This is a genomic window from Streptomyces sp. NPDC030840, assembly GCF_055572015.1.
In genome coordinates this window covers 342,845-358,603 of sequence record NZ_JBVIEE010000005.1, presented here as the reverse complement: position 1 = coordinate 358,603, position 15,759 = coordinate 342,845, and the positions used below count along the sequence as shown (strand labels likewise).

Below are 15,759 nucleotides of genomic sequence, written 5' to 3'. Positions count from 1 at the left end.
AGAACGGGTCCGCCCTTCGGGCAGTTCCAGCCCCTGACCCTGACGCGCCCCTGACGGAACCCTGATGAATCCCTTAGGGCCATGAAGGGTGACCCACATCACTCTCTCATGATTCCCTTAGGGCGCTCGCGGTGCTGTACCCTCGGCGACTCCGACTCGGGTAGTCAAATTTGAGGAATACGCCATCGCCGAGCAGACAAGTCCCACCCCGACGCCACCGCAGATCGCCGAACTCGCTTGCTGCTGTGCCGTGTTCGTGCCCGCCGACCCGGCCCGTACCGGCCAGGTCGCCTTCTGGCGGCTCGACGGCACGGCGCCCCCCGTGGTCACCGCCGGCTCCACCGGCGAAATGACGGTCGTCGTGCCTGTCGGCGAGGACGTCGAGGCGGTGACCGTACCCGCTGTCCTGCTGCCGGTACGGGCCGCGTTGCCGATCCTCACGCGCGCGCGTGCCACCGCCCCCGCACACCGGGCGGCCGCGTTCTGGGGTGCGGCCACCGTGCTCGCGCTGCGGCTTGCCGCGCGGGGGCTGCTGCTCCCCGGCCTGTCCGCGGCCGACCACGACGAGTGGCGCATGGGCCCGCTGGGGGCCGACGACATGGAGGGAGTGCGTGACCTGGCCGCCGCGATGCCGCCCGAGGCCCACGCGGTGCCCCTGGACGGTGCGGAGCCGTTACGGCTCCCCGACCCGGAGCGACTGGTGCGCGCCTTCCTCGACGCGGTCGCCGACGCGCTGCCCCGCTCCCCCGCCGCGGCACTCGCGGCGGGTAACCCGGCGTTCGCAGCTTCGGAGCCGCAGCGTGTGCCCGAGCAGCGTGCCTGGGCGGCCGATGTCGCCGCCGGACACGACGCCGGCGTCCGCCTCTCCCTGCGGGTCGAGGTGCCGGGGCTCGCACCCGACGTGCCGGACGGGACGCGGCTGTCCTTCCGTGTCGTGCCGCAGGTCCACAGCGCCGGCGACCCCGCGCTCGTCGCGGATGCCTCCGCGGTGTGGGCCGGTACCGACGCCTTCGGTCCCCGCGCGCGGATGGACGCGCTGCTCACGCTCAGGCGCGCGGCCCGTGCCTGGTCGCCGCTGACGCCGCTGCTGTCCGCGACCGTACCGGACTCCCTGGAACTCGCCGACGACGAGGTCACCGAACTGCTCGGCGAGGGCACCCGCCTCCTGGCCGGGGCGGGCGTCGACGTGCACTGGCCCAGGCAGCTGGCGCGCGGCCTGACCGCCCGCGCGGTCATCGGGCCGCCGGAGGACGGGCAGGACCCGGCCACCACGCAGTCGGACACGCCGTCGTTCCTCTCGGCCGACGCGCTGCTCGCCTTCAACTGGTCGTTCGCGCTGGGCGACCAGCAGCTGACCCGGCAGGAGCTGGACCGTATCGCCGAGGCGAACCGCCCCATGGTGCGCTTGCGTGACCAGTGGGTCCTCGTGGACCCCGAGGAGCTGCGCCGCGCCCGCGCGCAGCAGGACCGCAAGGTCACACCCATCGACGCCCTCGGCGCGGCCCTCACGGGCTCGACGGAGATCGACGGACTCCGGGTCGACGTCCACCCCACGGGCTGGCTGGCGACGCTCCGGGAGCGGCTGGCGGAGCCGGAGGGGCAGGGCCCCGTCGGACAGCCCGCCACCCTCGCCGCCACGCTGCGCGACTACCAGCTGAGGGGCCTCAACTGGCTGGCCCGCATGACCTCCCTCGGGCTCGGCGGCTGTCTGGCCGACGACATGGGCCTGGGAAAGACCATCACCCTCATCGCCCTGCATCTGCACCGCCGGACCGACCCGTCGGCCGCCGGCCCGACGCTCGTGGTCTGCCCCACCTCGCTGATGGGCAACTGGCAGCGGGAGATCGAGAAGTTCGCACCGGGTGTCCCCGTGCGCCGCTTCCACGGCTCAAGTCGCGACCTGGAGGGTCTGGCCGACGACGAGTTCGTGCTCACCACGTACGGCACGATGCGCCTCGACGCACCGCGGCTGGCCGAGGTCACCTGGGGAATGGTCGTCGCGGACGAGGCGCAGCACGTGAAGAACCCGTACTCGGCCACGGCGAGGCACCTACGCGGCATCGGCGCACGCGCGCGCGTGGCACTCACCGGCACGCCCGTGGAGAACAACCTCTCCGAGCTGTGGGCGATCCTCGACTGGACGACACCTGGGCTGCTCGGCCGGCTCGGCACGTTCCGCGCCCAGTACGCGCGGGCGGTCGAAGCAGGCCAGGACCCCGCCGCGGCCGAGCGTCTCGCCCGGCTCGTGCGGCCGTTCCTGCTGCGCCGCCGCAAGTCGGACCCCGGTATCGCGCCCGAACTGCCGCCGAAGACCGAGACCGACCGTGCCGTGTCACTCACACAGGAGCAGGCGGGGCTGTACGAAGCCGTGGTGCGCGAGAGCCTCGCCGAGATCTCCGGTGCCGACCACATGGCCCGGCGCGGACTGGTCGTGAAACTGCTGACCGGGCTGAAGCAGATCTGCAACCACCCCGCACAGTTCCTCAAGGAGGAGCAGCCGCGAATCGAGGGCAGGTCGGGGAAGCTCGAACTACTGGACGAGCTGCTCGACACGATCCTCTCCGAGGAGGCGAGCGTCCTCGTCTTCACCCAGTACGTGCAGATGGCGCGGATCATCGAACAGCATCTGTCCACGCGCGGCGTGTCGTCTCAGTTCCTGCACGGCGGGACGCCGGTCCAGGAGCGCGAGGCGATGGTGCGGCGGTTCCAGGACGGCGACATCCCCGTCTTCCTGCTGTCGTTGAAGGCCGCCGGCACCGGGTTGAACCTGACCCGGGCCGAGCACGTCGTGCACTACGACCGCTGGTGGAACCCGGCCGTGGAGGCGCAGGCGACCGACCGCGCGTACCGCATCGGTCAGACCCGGCCCGTCCAGGTGCACCGCTTGATCGCGGAGGGAACGGTCGAGGACCGCATCGCCGAGATGCTGCTGCGCAAGCGGGAGTTGGCCGACGCGGTGCTCGGTTCGGGCGAGGCGGCGCTCACCGAGCTGTCCGACGCCGAACTGGCCGACCTGGTGGAGCTGCGAGGGGGCACACGATGAGGGAACAGGACACCGAGCGCACGTTCGCCGCGCTGGCGCCCGCGCGCGGGCGGGGCTTCGCCCAGACCTGGTGGGGGCAGGCATGGCTGAAGGCCCTGGAGGACACGGCCCTGGACTCCTCGCAGGTCAAGACCGGCCGCGGGCTCGCGCGGGCGGGGGCCGTGGGAGCCGTGTCGGTTCGCCCGGGGCGCATCACGGCCGTCGTCCGGGACCGCGACGGCACGGCGCACCGTGCGGACGTCCTGCTGCAGGAGCTGTCCGTGGAACAGTGGGACCGCTTCCTGGATCTGGCCGTCGAACGGGCCGGGCACATCGCTGCCCTGCTCGACCGTGAGATGCCACCGCATCTCGTCGAGGACGCCGCCGACGCCGGGGTGGAACTCCTGCCGGGGCTGGGCGACCTGGAGCCGGAATGCGACTGCGACGCCTGGGACCACTGTGGACACACCGCGGCGCTCTGCTACCAGATGGCGCGGCTGCTGGACCAGGATCCGTTCGTCCTGCTGCTGATGCGCGGGCGCGGTGAGCGCGAGGTGCTCGACGACCTGCACGTGCGCAGTGCCGTCCCGGGCGACGAGGAGCCCACGCCCTCCGAGCAAGCCCCCCGGAACGGCGTGGACGCCGCCGAGGCGTACGCGAGCGGCGGCGTCCTCCCGCCGCTTCCCTCGCGCCCCGAGCTGCCCGCGCAGCCCGGCTTCCCGCCTTCGCTGGACACCGAGACCCCGCCCGCCCCCGGCGTCGACCCGGCCGCTCTGACGTTTCTCGCGGCACGGGCCGCGGCGGAGGCCCACAGGCTGCTCTTCGCGGCTCTGGCGCCCGGGCACGGACAGGACGCGATCGAGGAGGAACTGACGCTCTCCGAGGATGCCGTCCGGCTCGCGGCGGACGCTTTTGGAACAGCGATCACCGGGCGTCTGGCCGAGGGGACGGGGCGCGATCGCGAGCGGCTGGACATCGCCGTGCGCGCCTGGCGGTACGGGGGTACGGCCGCGCTGTCGGTACTGGAGGACGAGTGGCTCCCGCAGGCGGAATCGCTCGCACGCGCGCGTGCCGCCCTGGAATCGGCCTGGGACGACGACGACCGGCCGTGGCTGAGCGCCGCCGGAAACCGCTGGACGGTGATCGGCGCCTCGACCCAGCTCCGTCTCGGCCGGGACGGCCGCTGGTGGCCGTACCGGGAGGAGCAGGGCCACTGGGTGCCCGCCGGCCCGGCAGCCCACGACCCTGCCACGGCGAAGGCTTCGGCGGGCGGCGAGGCATGAGCCGGGGGACCGGCACGCGGAGCGGTCGCGCGGCAGTGTCGCTCATTTCAGCGGCTTCGTGAGCTTCCGGTCGGCGCCGGTGCAGTCCGGGCGGGCCGCCCGCGAGGACGACCCGCCCGCAGCCACGGGCCGCCTGTACGGCGTCAGCGGCGCGAGTGCAGGTGACGTCATCGATCCCCATCCTGTGGCCGCGCGGGTCCGGGTACTGCGCGAGGGTGCCGCGCACGGTGCCCGCCGGCTGTCGGAAGGGGGACGCGAGCAGAACCCGCCTCACGTCTCCCTCCACGGCACCAGGGCGTGTCAGCCGCGCGCACCCAGCAGGTGGTCCATCGCCAGCTGGTCAAGCCGCTCGAAGGCCATCCCGCGCGCGGCGGCCGCCTCCGGGTCGAAGTCCTCGAAGGCCGTACGGTCGGCGAGCAGCGCCTTCAGGCCGTCGGCCGCCGTCGGCTGGGCCAGCTCGTCCAGCCGTGAGGCGCGCAGGGCCTCCTGGACCTCGGGGTCGGCGCGGAAGGCGGCCGCCCGCTCCTTGAGGATGAGGTAGTTGCGCATGCAACCGGCGGCCGACGCCCACACGCCGTCGAGGTCCTCGGTCCGCGGCGGCTTGAAGTCGAAGTGGCGCGGGCCCGCGTAACCGGCGTTCTCCAGGAGGTCGACCAGCCAGAAGGCGGAGCGCAGATCGCCCGCTCCGAAGCGCAGGTCCTGGTCGTACTTGATGCCGGACTGGCCGTTGAGGTCGATGTGGAAAAGCTTGCCCGCCCACAGTGCCTGGGCGATGCCGTGAGGGAAGTTGAGACCGGCCATCTGCTCGTGGCCCACCTCGGGGTTGACGCCGTACAGCTCGGGGCGCTCGAGGCGCTCGATGAAGGACAGGGCGTGGCCGACCGTGGGGAGCAGGATGTCACCGCGGGGCTCGTTCGGCTTGGGCTCGATCGCGAAGCGCAGGTCGTAGCCCTGGGAGGTCACGTACTCGCCGAGGAGGTCGAAGGCCTCCTTCATGCGGTCGAGCGCGGCGCGCACGTCCTTGGCGGCGCCCGACTCGGCGCCCTCGCGGCCGCCCCAGGCGACGTAGATCTTCGCGCCCAGTTCGACCGCAAGGTCGATGTTGCGGATCGTCTTGCGCAGCGCGTAGCGGCGTACGTCGCGGTCGTTGGCGGTGAACGCGCCGTCCTTGAAGACGGGGTGCGTGAAGAGGTTCGTGGTGGCCATCGGCACGGTCATGCCGGTCGCGTCGAGGGCCTGCCGGAAGCGCTTGATGTGTCCCTCGCGCTCGCTGTCGGAGGACCCGAAGGGGATCAGATCGTCGTCGTGGAAGGTCACACCGTAGGCGCCGAGTTCCGACAGACGCCGCACCGTCTCGACGGGGTCGAGGGCACGCCGGGTGGCGTCACCGAACGGGTCCCTCCCCTGCCAGCCGACGGTCCACAGGCCGAAGGTGAACCTGTCCTCGGGGGTGGGCTGGTAGTTCATGCCGCGGCTCCTTGCTCGCTCCGACTATTTCGTCATGGCGGTTAACAAATTAGTATGCGGAGGCATCTCTGGGAAGAGACGACGTGTCTCCTCGAGGAGACTGCGTGTGACAGCCGGGCCGTGCGGCCCGGGAGACGCCAGGTACCGGAAGCCCCCAGGTACCGGAAGACTCCAGGAACAGGAAGACTCCAGGTACCGGAAGACTCCAGGAACAGGACAGACCCCGCGAGCCGCGGAAGAGGGAGAGCCCGATGTCAGCAGCCGAGGGTCCACTCGTCGTCGGGGTGGACACATCCACCCAGTCCACCAAGGCCCTGGTCGTCGACGCGTCGACCGGCCGGGTGGTGGCGAGCGGGCAGGCACCGCACACCGTCTCCTCCGGGGCGGGCCGGGAGAGTGACCCGCGACAGTGGTGGGACGCGCTGTGTGCGGCGCTGCACCAGTGCGGGGAGGCTGCGCACGAGGCCGCCGCGGTGTCGATCGGCGGACAGCAGCACGGGCTCGTCACGCTCGACGCCCAGGGCGAGCCCGTCCGTCCGGCGCTCCTGTGGAACGACGTGCGCTCGGCACCGCAGGCCCGCCGCCTGGTGGAGGAGCTGGGAGGCGCGAAGGCATGGGCGGAGCGCACCGGAAGCGTGCCCGGAGCCTCGTTCACGGTCACGAAGTGGGCCTGGCTCGCGGAGAACGAGCCGGAGGCGGTCCGTGCGACAGCCGCCGTGCGCCTGCCGCACGACTACCTCACGGAACGCCTGACCGGGCAGGGCACCACGGACCGCGGTGACGTGTCCGGCACCGGGTGGTGGGCGTCCGGGACGGAGGCGTACGACGAGGAGACACTCGCCCGTGTGGGGCTCGACCCGGCGCTGCTGCCGCGTGTGGTCCGGCCGGGCGAGGTGGCCGGCACCGTGCGGGACACCCACGATCTGCCGTTCTCCAAGGGCACCCTGGTCGCCCCTGGCACCGGCGACAACGCGGCCGCCGCGCTGGGACTGGGCTTGCGTCCCGGCACGCCGGTGCTGAGCCTCGGCACCTCCGGCACGGTGTACGCCGTCTCGACGCGGCGCCCCGCCGACCCCACCGGCACCGTGGCGGGCTTCGCCGACGCCCGGGGGGACTGGCTGCCGCTGGCCTGCACCCTGAACTGCACGCTCGCCGTCGACCGCGTGGCCGAGCTGCTGGGCCTGGACCGCGAGGCCGTCGAACCCGGAACGAGCGTGACCCTGCTCCCCTACCTGGACGGCGAGCGCACCCCGGACCTGCCGCACGCCTCGGGCCTGCTGCACGGTCTGCGCCACGACACGACGGCCGGACAGCTCCTCCAGGCCGCGTACGACGGCGCGGTCCACTCACTGCTCGGCGCCCTGGACCTGGTCCTCGACGCGGACGCGGACCGTTCCGCGCCGCTGCTGCTCATCGGCGGGGGCGCGCGGGGAACGGCCTGGCAGCAGACGGTACGGCGACTGTCGGGGCGCCCCGTGCAGGTGCCCGAGGCCAAGGAACTGGTCGCGCTCGGCGCGGCCGCGCAGGCGGCCGGGCTCCTGACCGGCGAGGACCCGGCGGCGGTCGCCCGCCGCTGGGACACCGCGCGCGGGCCCGTCCTGGGCCAGGTGGAGCGGGACGAGGCGACGCTGACCAGGATCGCCGGGGTACTCTCCGACGCGGCGCCGCTGCTGGAGCGAGAGCCCGACAAGCGCTGACGGGGCCTCCTTCCCGATGGAGGTGCCCAACAAGGACAGCCCCAGGGGAAGGGCCCGTTGACGGGTTCGGCCCCTCACGAAGGGGACGGCCGGACGAGGACTGACGGAGGCATGACCGCACCGCTGCACGAGGCCCACCCCACGAGTCCAGGGCGCCGGCTGCCCGACACCCAGCAGGGCATGCGCCGTCGCAACCTCTCCCGGGTGCTGCACACCGTCAACGCCGAGGGGCCGCTGTCCCGTGCCGCCGTCGCCTCGCGCATCGGCCTGACGAGGGCAGCCGTGTCCACGCTGGTCGACGAGCTCATCCGTTCGGGCCTCCTGGAGGAGCTGGGGCCCGAGCGGCCCGGCCGGGTGGGCCGGCCCGGTTCCGCACTCGCCCTCAGCGGGCGCGGCCCGGCCGGGATCGGCGCGGAGATCGGCGTCGACCACCTCGCGGTGTGCGCGGTCGACCTGCGGGGCGAGGTACGGGCACGGGCCGTGCGGCACGGCGTCAACCGCGGCCGCTCGCCCGAGCCCGTGATCGGTGAACTGACGGCGCTGGTGGAACAGGTCGTCGCCGCGGCGGACCAGGAGGAGCTGTGGCCCGCGGGCCTCGCGGTCGCCGTACCGGGCCTGGTGGCACGCGATGCCCGCACGGTGGTGCGCGCCCCCAACCTCGACTGGCACGACACGGACCTCGGCGCGCTGTTGTCCGGCGGCCTGCCGTTGACGGTGGACAACGAGGCGAACTTCGGCGCCCTCGCCGAACTCTGGCTCGGGGAGGGAACCCCGCGCGACTTCCTGCACGTCTCCGCGGAGATCGGCATCGGTGGCGCGGTGGTCGTGGACGGCCGGCTGCTGCGCGGAGTCCGCGGTTTCGCGGGCGAGTTGGGACATGTGCCGGTCCGTCCGGAAGGACCGGAGTGCGCGTGTGGCGGGCGCGGGTGTCTGGAGCAGTACGCCGGTGAGGAGGCCGTCCTGCGGGCAGCCGGCCTGGCGCCGGGAGAACACCGTGTCGAGTTGCTGGCCGAACGTGCCGCGCGAGGCGACAAGGACGTACGGCGTGCCCTGCGCGGCGCCGGAACAGCGCTCGGTATCGCACTGACCGGTGCGGTCAACCTGCTGGACCCTGAGGCGGTGGTGCTGGGCGGCGCGCTGGCGGGCCTCGCACCCTGGCTGCTGCCGTCGCTGGAACGGGAGCTGGCCCGCCGCACGGCAGGCCCCGCCTGCGCCGTGACCGTGTCGCGGCTGGGTCCTGAGGGCCCGCTGCTGGGAGCGGCACACGCGGTGGTGCGGGGCGTGCTGGACGATCCGGTCTCGGTGGCTGCCGGGCGACCATGACCGACAGGGCCAACTGGGGACTTCCCCGGCGGCTTCCCCCTGCGGGTGACGAGGTTATCCACAATTCCGGTGTTGTCCACCGACATCGGCATGCTTCTCCTGCCTGATCGCAAGGCGCCGTACCTTGATTCACGCGAGGCGCAACCCGCCCTGGCGGTGACTGCGTGTTCGCTCGAAACGGGGGATCGCGCATCGGGGGGTCACATGGCCATGGAGACGAGCCGCCGCCTCACTTCCCCCCTCATCCCTCATCCCTCACCCCACCCACCACCAACCACCAACCACCAACCACCAAAGGCAATCACCATGGAGCGAGCCAGATCGTCCACCAGCCGGCGACGGCTGTTGAAGGGCGCGGCCCTCGCCGCGGTCCCCTACTCGTTACTGCCCGATCCCCGGGCCGGTGCGCAACCGCAGGCTCTCGACTACCCGCTCGCCACATGGCAGCCCGCGAGCGCGTTCAACTACACGGCTGCGGAGCGCCCGACGAGCCACTCCCTCGACTACGTGATCATCCACGTGACGCAGACGACGTACAGGAAGACGCTGACCATCTTCCAGGACCCGGGCAAGCAGGTGTCCGCCCACTACCTCGTCCGGTCGGCGGACGGGTCCGTCGCGCAGTGCGTGCGGGAGCGCGACATCGCCTGGCACGCGGGCAACTGGGACTACAACACGCGCAGCATCGGGATCGAGCACGAGGGCTGGGTGGACGAGCCCTCCTACTTCACCGGCGCGATGTACCGGCAGTCGGCCGAACTCACCGCGGCCGTCTGTGCCAGGTACGGCATCCCGAAGGACCGGGCGCACATCATCGGCCACCACGAGGTACCGGGCTCCGACCACACGGATCCCGGGCCGAACTGGGACTGGGAGCGGTACATGGGGCTGGTCACCTCCGCTTGACCCAGCGACGGGACCAGTCACTCACCCAGACCCGCGTCGGAGGTGATGGCCGAGGAACTTGTCGGGGCTCGTGGTGAGGACGACGATGGGGGGTGCGAGCCGCGTCGCCTTCCAGGGAGGCCGAATTGACCGATCCATGGGTGGCCCTGGAACCGGGGTCCGACCCCATCGAGCGAGTGCGAGTACTGCGCCGGGCACATGAGACGTTCACCCAGGCGGGCACGGTGGAGCGACCCGTGCGTTCCGTGGTGGCCGACTCGTGGCGGCGTTCGGCGAGGGCGGGAGTCGGCCCGGACGGCACCGCGAGCGTGGAGCTCACGGACGGGGACCTCGGTAGCTACCGATCGGAGCATCCACTGGCGCGGGTGATGCCGTTGGTCAGGGAGCTCATGGGCACCTTCGCGGCGGACGGCGAACATCTGCTGGCGGTGTGCGACGCACAGGGCAGGATGCTGTGGGTCGAGGGGCATCCGGCGACACTGCGGCGGGCGGACCGGATGAACTTCGTCCCCGGTGCGCGCTGGGCCGAGAGCGCGGTCGGCACCAACGCGCCGGGTACGGCGGTCGCCGTGGACCGGCCGGTGCAGGTGTTCGCGGCGGAGCACTTCATACGGCGGGTGCAGCCGTGGACGTGCGCGGCGGCGCCGGTGCACGATCCGCGCACCGGCCGGGTTCTCGGCGCGGTGGACATCACCGGTGGGGACGGGCTCGCGCATCCGCACAGCCTGGGCTTCGTGCAGGCGGTGGCGCGCGCCGCGGAGTCCCAGCTCGCGCTGCTCACTCCGTCCGAGCCGGCAGCCGCCGGGGCGCTCGGCCTGACGGCGCTCGGCCGGGACGAGGCACACCTGGTCGTGGACGGCCGGAGGATCAGGCTCAGCCGTCGCCACAGCGAGATCGTGGTGCTGCTGGCCCGTCACCCGGAGGGGCTGACCGGCGACGAGTTGCTGTGCGCTCTGTACGAGGACGAGTCGGTGACACCGGTGACCCTGCGCGCGGAACTGGCCCGGCTGCGCAGGCTGCTCGGCCCCGCGCTCCTGGGGTCGCGGCCGTACCGGCTCATGGTTCCGGTCGAGTCCGATGTGGCCGTCGTGGAGCGGAGGCTGGAGGCAGGCGCGGTCACGGGGGCCGCGACGGCGTACGGCGGTCCCCTGCTGCCGGGTTCGCAGGCACCGGCGGTGGTGCGGCTTCGGCAGCGACTGGCCGACGGGCTGCGCAGGGCGCTCGTCGCCCGCCGCGATCCCGACCTGCTGGCGGACTGGGCGCACGCACCCTGGGGCGAGGACGACCTCGACGTATGGCGCGCACTGGCAGCCGTCCGTCCGACGGCCGCGGTGCGGGCGCGCCTGGAGGAGCTGGAGTCCGAACTGGCGTCACCGCCGGGGTGGGCACCCGGCACCGCAACGTTGTCGCAACGTAGGTGTTCCTAGCCTCGCGGCGAGAGCTGCCCAACGGCGGGCAGCGCGTTCTCGGGAGGCAGGCACCATGACGCGTTACGCAGCGCCCGGCACCGACGGCGCGATCGTCTCGTACGAGGCGCGCTACGACCACTTCATCGGCGGGGAGTACGTGCCGCCGGCCACTGGGCGGTACTTCGAGAACCCCAGTCCGGTGAACGGTCAGCCGTTCACGGAGATCGCCCGGGGGACGGCCGAGGACGTGGAGCGGGCGCTGGACGCGGCGCACGCGGCGGCGCCCGCGTGGGGACGCACGTCCGTGGGCGAGCGTTCCGACATCCTCTTGAAGATCGCCGACCGGATGGAGGCGAACCTGGAGAAGCTGGCGGTCGCGGAGAGCTGGGAGAACGGCAAGCCGGTCCGGGAGACGCTGGCCGCCGACATCCCGCTCGCCATCGACCACTTCCGCTACTTCGCGGGGGCGATCCGCTCGCAGGAGGGTTCGCTCTCCGAGATCGACGACGACACGGTGGCGTACCACTTCCACGAGCCGCTCGGCGTGGTCGCGCAGATCATCCCGTGGAACTTCCCGATCCTCATGGCGACGTGGAAGCTCGCGCCCGCGCTGGCGGCGGGCAACGCGGTCGTCCTCAAGCCTGCCGAGCAGACGCCGGCGTCGATCCACTACTGGCTGAACCTGGTGGCCGATCTTTTGCCGCCGGGGGTGGTGAACATCGTCAACGGGTTCGGTGTGGAGGCAGGCAAGCCGCTGGCGTCGAGCTCACGCGTGGCTAAGGTGGCATTCACCGGCGAGACCACCACGGGGCGGCTGATCATGCAGTACGCCTCGGAGAACATCACTCCGGTCACGCTCGAACTGGGCGGCAAGTCGCCGAACATCTTCTTCGACGACGTCTCGTCGGCGAACGACGACTTCCGGGACAAGGCGCTCGAAGGTTTCACGATGTTCGCGCTCAACCAGGGCGAGGTGTGCACCTGCCCGTCGCGGGCGCTCGTGCAGCGCGGGCACTACGCGGAGTTCATGGAGGCGGCGGTCGCCCGCACCGAGCTGATCAAGCCCGGGCATCCACTCGACACGGACACGATGATCGGCGCCCAGGCCTCCAACGACCAGTTGGAGAAGATCCTCTCCTACCTGGACATCGGCCGCCAGGAGGGCGCGAGGGTGCTGACCGGCGGTGGACGCATCGAGCACGACGGCGAGCTGAAGGGCGGCTACTACGTCCAGCCGACCATCTTCGAGGGCGACAACCGCATGCGGATCTTCCAGGAGGAGATCTTCGGGCCGGTCGTGTCCGTGACGTCGTTCGACGACTTCGACGACGCGATGAAGATCGCCAACGACACGCTGTACGGCCTCGGGGCGGGCGTGTGGACGCGGGACGTCAACACCGCCTACCGCGCTGGCCGTTCCGTGCAGGCGGGCCGCGTCTGGACGAACTGCTACCACGCCTACCCGGCCCACGCCGCCTTCGGCGGCTACAAGGGCTCGGGCATCGGCCGTGAGACCCACAAGATGATGCTGGACCACTACCAGCAGACGAAGAACCTGCTCGTGAGCTACTCACCGAAGAAGCTGGGCTTCTTCTAGACGCACGAAAAAGGCGGCTGCCCGGCGCGGGCTCCGGCGGGTTCTGGGGAGTACAGCTGTTGTTCCTGACGAACCTGTCCCGCAGCCCGCGACCGGCGCCGATGATTGGTCCGGCCGCAGTTCGCCCAGGCTAGATGCGGTGGAGTTGGAATCGCTGGTTGGTGCTACCAGTGGCTGCCCACTGGGAGATGCGGGCTCCGTCGGCGGTGGAGGCCTCCCACACGTCCAGGGCGAGGCCGCTCTGCCGGTTGACCAGACTGATCACGCCACCGCCGTGGTCGACAATCCGCCACTGCCGGTCAGCGGCGTTCGCATCCGGCTGCTGGGTGATGTCGGCGCCGCTGCTGCTACTGGCGACCTGCAGGACCAGACCACTGTGCCCCACGCGGATCTTGTAGTGCCCGCCGTCGGAGGGCAGGAACTCGAAGTGCTGGTTGAGGCCGGCGGTGATCTGCCACTGGATCAGCCGCGCACCGGCGGCCGTGGACGCACCGTTGATGTCGGCGGCCTTGCCGCTGTGCTGGGCCACCAGCCGATAGGCCACGCCGGCCTCCACCGGCGACCCCGACCTGAGTGCGGACGCGCGGTAGGTCTTGCCGGCCTGGCCGGCGAACTCGATGAGATCGGCCTCGAGCCGCTTCGGCTGGACCGGCTCGCCGCTCGAATCGTCCTTCAGCGTGAAGTCGCCGGTGAAGATCCGACCGCGCACCCGGACGGCACCGGTTCGGTCGGGTGTGACGACGAACTCGGTCCGGCCGCTGCTCCACTCGGCGCCGACGGTGTATCCGCCCCGGCCGCGCAGTCCGCTCACACGACCGGTGGGCCAGGCGGCCGGCAGCGCCGGCAACACGTGCAGTTCGCCGTTGTGGCTCTGCAACAGCATCTCCGCGATGCCCGCGGTGGCGCCGAAGTTGCCGTCGATCTGGAACGGTGGGTGCAGGTCGAACATGTTGGGCGCGAGCCGGTCCGTCCGCACCAGGTCCCGGATCAGCTTGTGGGCCCGGGCGCCGTCCTCCAACCGCGCCCAGAAGTTGATCTTCCACGCGAGCGACCATCCCGTCCCGTCGTCACCGCGCAGCTCCAGCGTCCGCCGCGCGGCCTCGTGCAACTGGGGTGTCCCGCGCTTGGTGATCTGGTTGCTCGGATGCAGGCCGTACAGGTGGGAGACGTGCCGGTGAGTCCGCTCGGTCTCCACCCAGTCGGCCAGCCACTCCTGGATATTGCCCCTGGAGCCGACCCGCATCGGCGCCAGCCGGTCCCGGGCCGCAAGTGCCTGAGCGCGGAAGGTGGCGTCGACGCCGAGGACTTCGCCGGCGCGGGCGACGCCGCTGAAGAGGTCGCGCAGGATCTGGTTGTCCATGGTGGGCCCCGCGCAGACGGTGGCGTTCGCATGGTGAGGGAGTTCCGGAGAGTTCGACGGGTTGGTGACCAGGTGTCCGAGCGTCGGGTGGGCGACCAGGGTATCGAGGAAGAACTGGGCGGCGCCCTTCAGGGCCGGATAGTTCGAGCGGAGGAAGTCGATGTCACCGGTGAACAGGTAGTGGTCCCAGATCAGCGTGGCCAGCCATGCGCCGCCGGTCTGCCACATCCCCCACTGCGCTCCGTCGACGACCGAGGCGCCCCGCCACGCGTCGGTGTTGTGATGCGTCACCCAGCCGCCGGCGCCGTACTGCGCCTGGGCCACCCGGGCGCCGGTCACGGTCAGGTCGTTGATCATGTCGAAGACCGGGCGGAAGCATTCGGACAGGTTCGTCGTGTCGGCGGGCCAGTAGTTCATCGGCAGGTTGGCGTTGATGGTGAACTTCGAGTCCCAGGACGGAGCCATCTGGTCGTTCCAGATGCCCTGCAGGTTCGCCGGCTGGGTGCCCGGCCGCGAGGACGATATGAGCAGGTACCGGCCGAACTGGAACAACAGGGCGGAGAACTGCGGGTCGTTCACTTGCGCGTGCTGTGCGATCCGTACGTCGGTCGGCTGGTCGGCCGCCGCCGTACGTCCCAGATCGACCGACACCCGGTTGAACAGCGCCTGGTAGTCGGCGCGATGCCGGCTGCGTAGTTCGTCGATGCCGACGTCGCGGGCAGCGTTGAGGTGGCTCCGCGCGATCCCCTGGTAGTCGCCGTCGACCTTCCGGAAGTCGACGTAGCTGGAGCCGATCGACACCAGCACCGTCACGCTGGTGGCGCCGGAGACCCGCAGCGTGCCACCCGAGCTGCTGACCGTGCCGCCCGTCACGGCGGCGTGGGCCAGGGCGAGGAACCGGACCCGCCCGGCGATGCCCTCCATGGTGCCGGAGATGCCGTCGAGGGCGATCGTGGCCCCGTCCGGGCTGGACACCGTGGTCCGTTGTGGGCTGTCGAATGTGGCGTTGAAGGCGATGGAGTTGGCCCGGTCGGCCGTCAGCCGGACCACGATCACCTGGTCGGGTGTGCTGGCGAACACCTCACGCTGGTACCGCACGCCGTTCAGCACGTAGGTCGTGATGGCCGTGGCGGTGGTTAGGTCGAGCGTCCGGTTGTACTGCGACGCACCGCTGGCGCTGCCGAAGGAGAGTTGAAGGTTTCCGACCGGCTGGTAGGCCAGCTGTCCGGCCGGGCTGCCCAGCATCGTCTGATTGATCAGGTCCTGCGCCGGCCCCCACTGATCCGCGAAGACCCGCCGTCGGATCTCCGCGATGTTGGCCGCGCCGCGGGTGTTGGCGGAGTCGTACGGACCGCCGGCCCAGACGGTGTCCTCGTTGAGCTGCAGCCGTTCGGTGTCGACGTTGCCGAACACCATCGCGCCGAGGCGTCCGTTGCCGATCGGCAGTGCCCGCAGCCAGTCCGCGCCGGCCGGCTTGTCGTACCACAGGGCGAGGTCGTCGGCGGCCCGAACCTCCGGCGGCGCGGCCGAGCCGCCCCTGGCAAAGGCCGTCCACCCACCGGGCACGATCCCTGCTCCAGCCGCCGCCCCGGCGGCGAGAAACCGTCTGCGTGTCACATCGGACATCTCGTTCTCCCTTCACGGACTGGAGCAGGTCACTGACTTCGGTGATGACAAACCATCGGTGAACGAACG

The 15,759-nt window shown here is 71.5% G+C and carries 9 protein-coding genes; 7 read left to right on the top strand and 2 right to left on the bottom strand.

The window, feature by feature from the left end; genetic code table 11:
* The first annotated feature begins 250 nt into the window (after positions 1-250).
* Together ACZ49J_RS14445 and ACZ49J_RS14440 are read left to right on the top strand one after the other, a co-directional pair.
* Positions 251-3,043, top strand: coding sequence for a DEAD/DEAH box helicase (locus tag ACZ49J_RS14445; RefSeq protein ID WP_467448022.1), 2,793 nt, complete (start codon positions 251-253; stop codon positions 3,041-3,043).
* Positions 3,040-4,305 (top strand): SWIM zinc finger family protein, encoded by a 1,266-nt coding sequence (locus ACZ49J_RS14440; protein ID WP_467448019.1) that lies wholly within the window; start codon positions 3,040-3,042, stop codon positions 4,303-4,305. Before ACZ49J_RS14445 ends, ACZ49J_RS14440 begins: the two co-directional genes overlap by 4 nt.
* A gap of 300 nt (positions 4,306-4,605) precedes the next feature.
* On the opposite strand, the gene xylA is transcribed toward ACZ49J_RS14440, so the two are convergent.
* On the bottom strand, positions 4,606-5,772 hold the full coding sequence (gene xylA / locus ACZ49J_RS14435; RefSeq protein WP_467448018.1) for a xylose isomerase: 1,167 nt from the start codon (positions 5,770-5,772) through the stop codon (positions 4,606-4,608).
* Between the two features lie 251 nt (positions 5,773-6,023).
* Here xylA and xylB point away from each other — a divergent pair, with 251 nt between their 5' ends.
* The 5 genes from xylB to adh all read left to right on the top strand — a co-directional run bounded on the left by xylB (position 6,024) and on the right by adh (position 12,704).
* Positions 6,024-7,469: a xylulokinase gene (gene xylB, locus ACZ49J_RS14430; RefSeq protein ID WP_467448015.1), complete on the top strand. Its 1,446-nt coding sequence runs from the start codon at positions 6,024-6,026 to the stop codon at positions 7,467-7,469.
* A gap of 111 nt (positions 7,470-7,580) precedes the next feature.
* Complete coding sequence (locus ACZ49J_RS14425; protein ID WP_467448013.1) at positions 7,581-8,792, top strand: ROK family protein; 1,212 nt, start codon at positions 7,581-7,583, stop codon at positions 8,790-8,792.
* Positions 8,793-9,098: 306 nt separating this feature from the next.
* Positions 9,099-9,698, top strand: a complete 600-nt coding sequence (locus ACZ49J_RS14420; protein WP_467448011.1) for an N-acetylmuramoyl-L-alanine amidase — start codon at positions 9,099-9,101, stop codon at positions 9,696-9,698.
* Positions 9,699-9,823: 125 nt separating this feature from the next.
* Positions 9,824-11,125 carry a winged helix-turn-helix domain-containing protein gene (locus tag ACZ49J_RS14415; protein ID WP_467448010.1) on the top strand — a complete coding sequence of 434 codons (1,302 nt, stop codon included), beginning with the start codon at positions 9,824-9,826 and terminating at the stop codon, positions 11,123-11,125.
* A gap of 55 nt (positions 11,126-11,180) precedes the next feature.
* Positions 11,181-12,704 (top strand): aldehyde dehydrogenase, encoded by a 1,524-nt coding sequence (gene adh / locus ACZ49J_RS14410; protein ID WP_467448009.1) that lies wholly within the window; start codon positions 11,181-11,183, stop codon positions 12,702-12,704.
* A gap of 130 nt (positions 12,705-12,834) precedes the next feature.
* Here the strand turns inward: adh and ACZ49J_RS14405 are convergent, their stop codons facing one another.
* Positions 12,835-15,690, bottom strand: coding sequence for a glycosyl hydrolase family 95 catalytic domain-containing protein (locus ACZ49J_RS14405; protein ID WP_467448007.1), 2,856 nt, complete (start codon positions 15,688-15,690; stop codon positions 12,835-12,837).
* Positions 15,691-15,759 lie beyond the last annotated feature (69 nt).

Bases quoted from the DNA above. Each gene is read 5' to 3' on its own strand.
- ACZ49J_RS14440 (WP_467448019.1), top strand. From the start codon at position 3,040: ATGAGGGAACAGGACACCGAGCGCACGTTCGCCGCGCTGGCGCCCGCG.
- xylA (WP_467448018.1), bottom strand. From the start codon at position 5,772: ATGAACTACCAGCCCACCCCCGAGGACAGGTTCACCTTCGGCCTGTGG.
- xylB (WP_467448015.1), top strand. From the start codon at position 6,024: ATGTCAGCAGCCGAGGGTCCACTCGTCGTCGGGGTGGACACATCCACC.
- ACZ49J_RS14425 (WP_467448013.1), top strand. From the start codon at position 7,581: ATGACCGCACCGCTGCACGAGGCCCACCCCACGAGTCCAGGGCGCCGG.
- ACZ49J_RS14420 (WP_467448011.1), top strand. From the start codon at position 9,099: ATGGAGCGAGCCAGATCGTCCACCAGCCGGCGACGGCTGTTGAAGGGC.
- adh (WP_467448009.1), top strand. From the start codon at position 11,181: ATGACGCGTTACGCAGCGCCCGGCACCGACGGCGCGATCGTCTCGTAC.
- ACZ49J_RS14405 (WP_467448007.1), bottom strand. From the start codon at position 15,690: ATGTCCGATGTGACACGCAGACGGTTTCTCGCCGCCGGGGCGGCGGCT.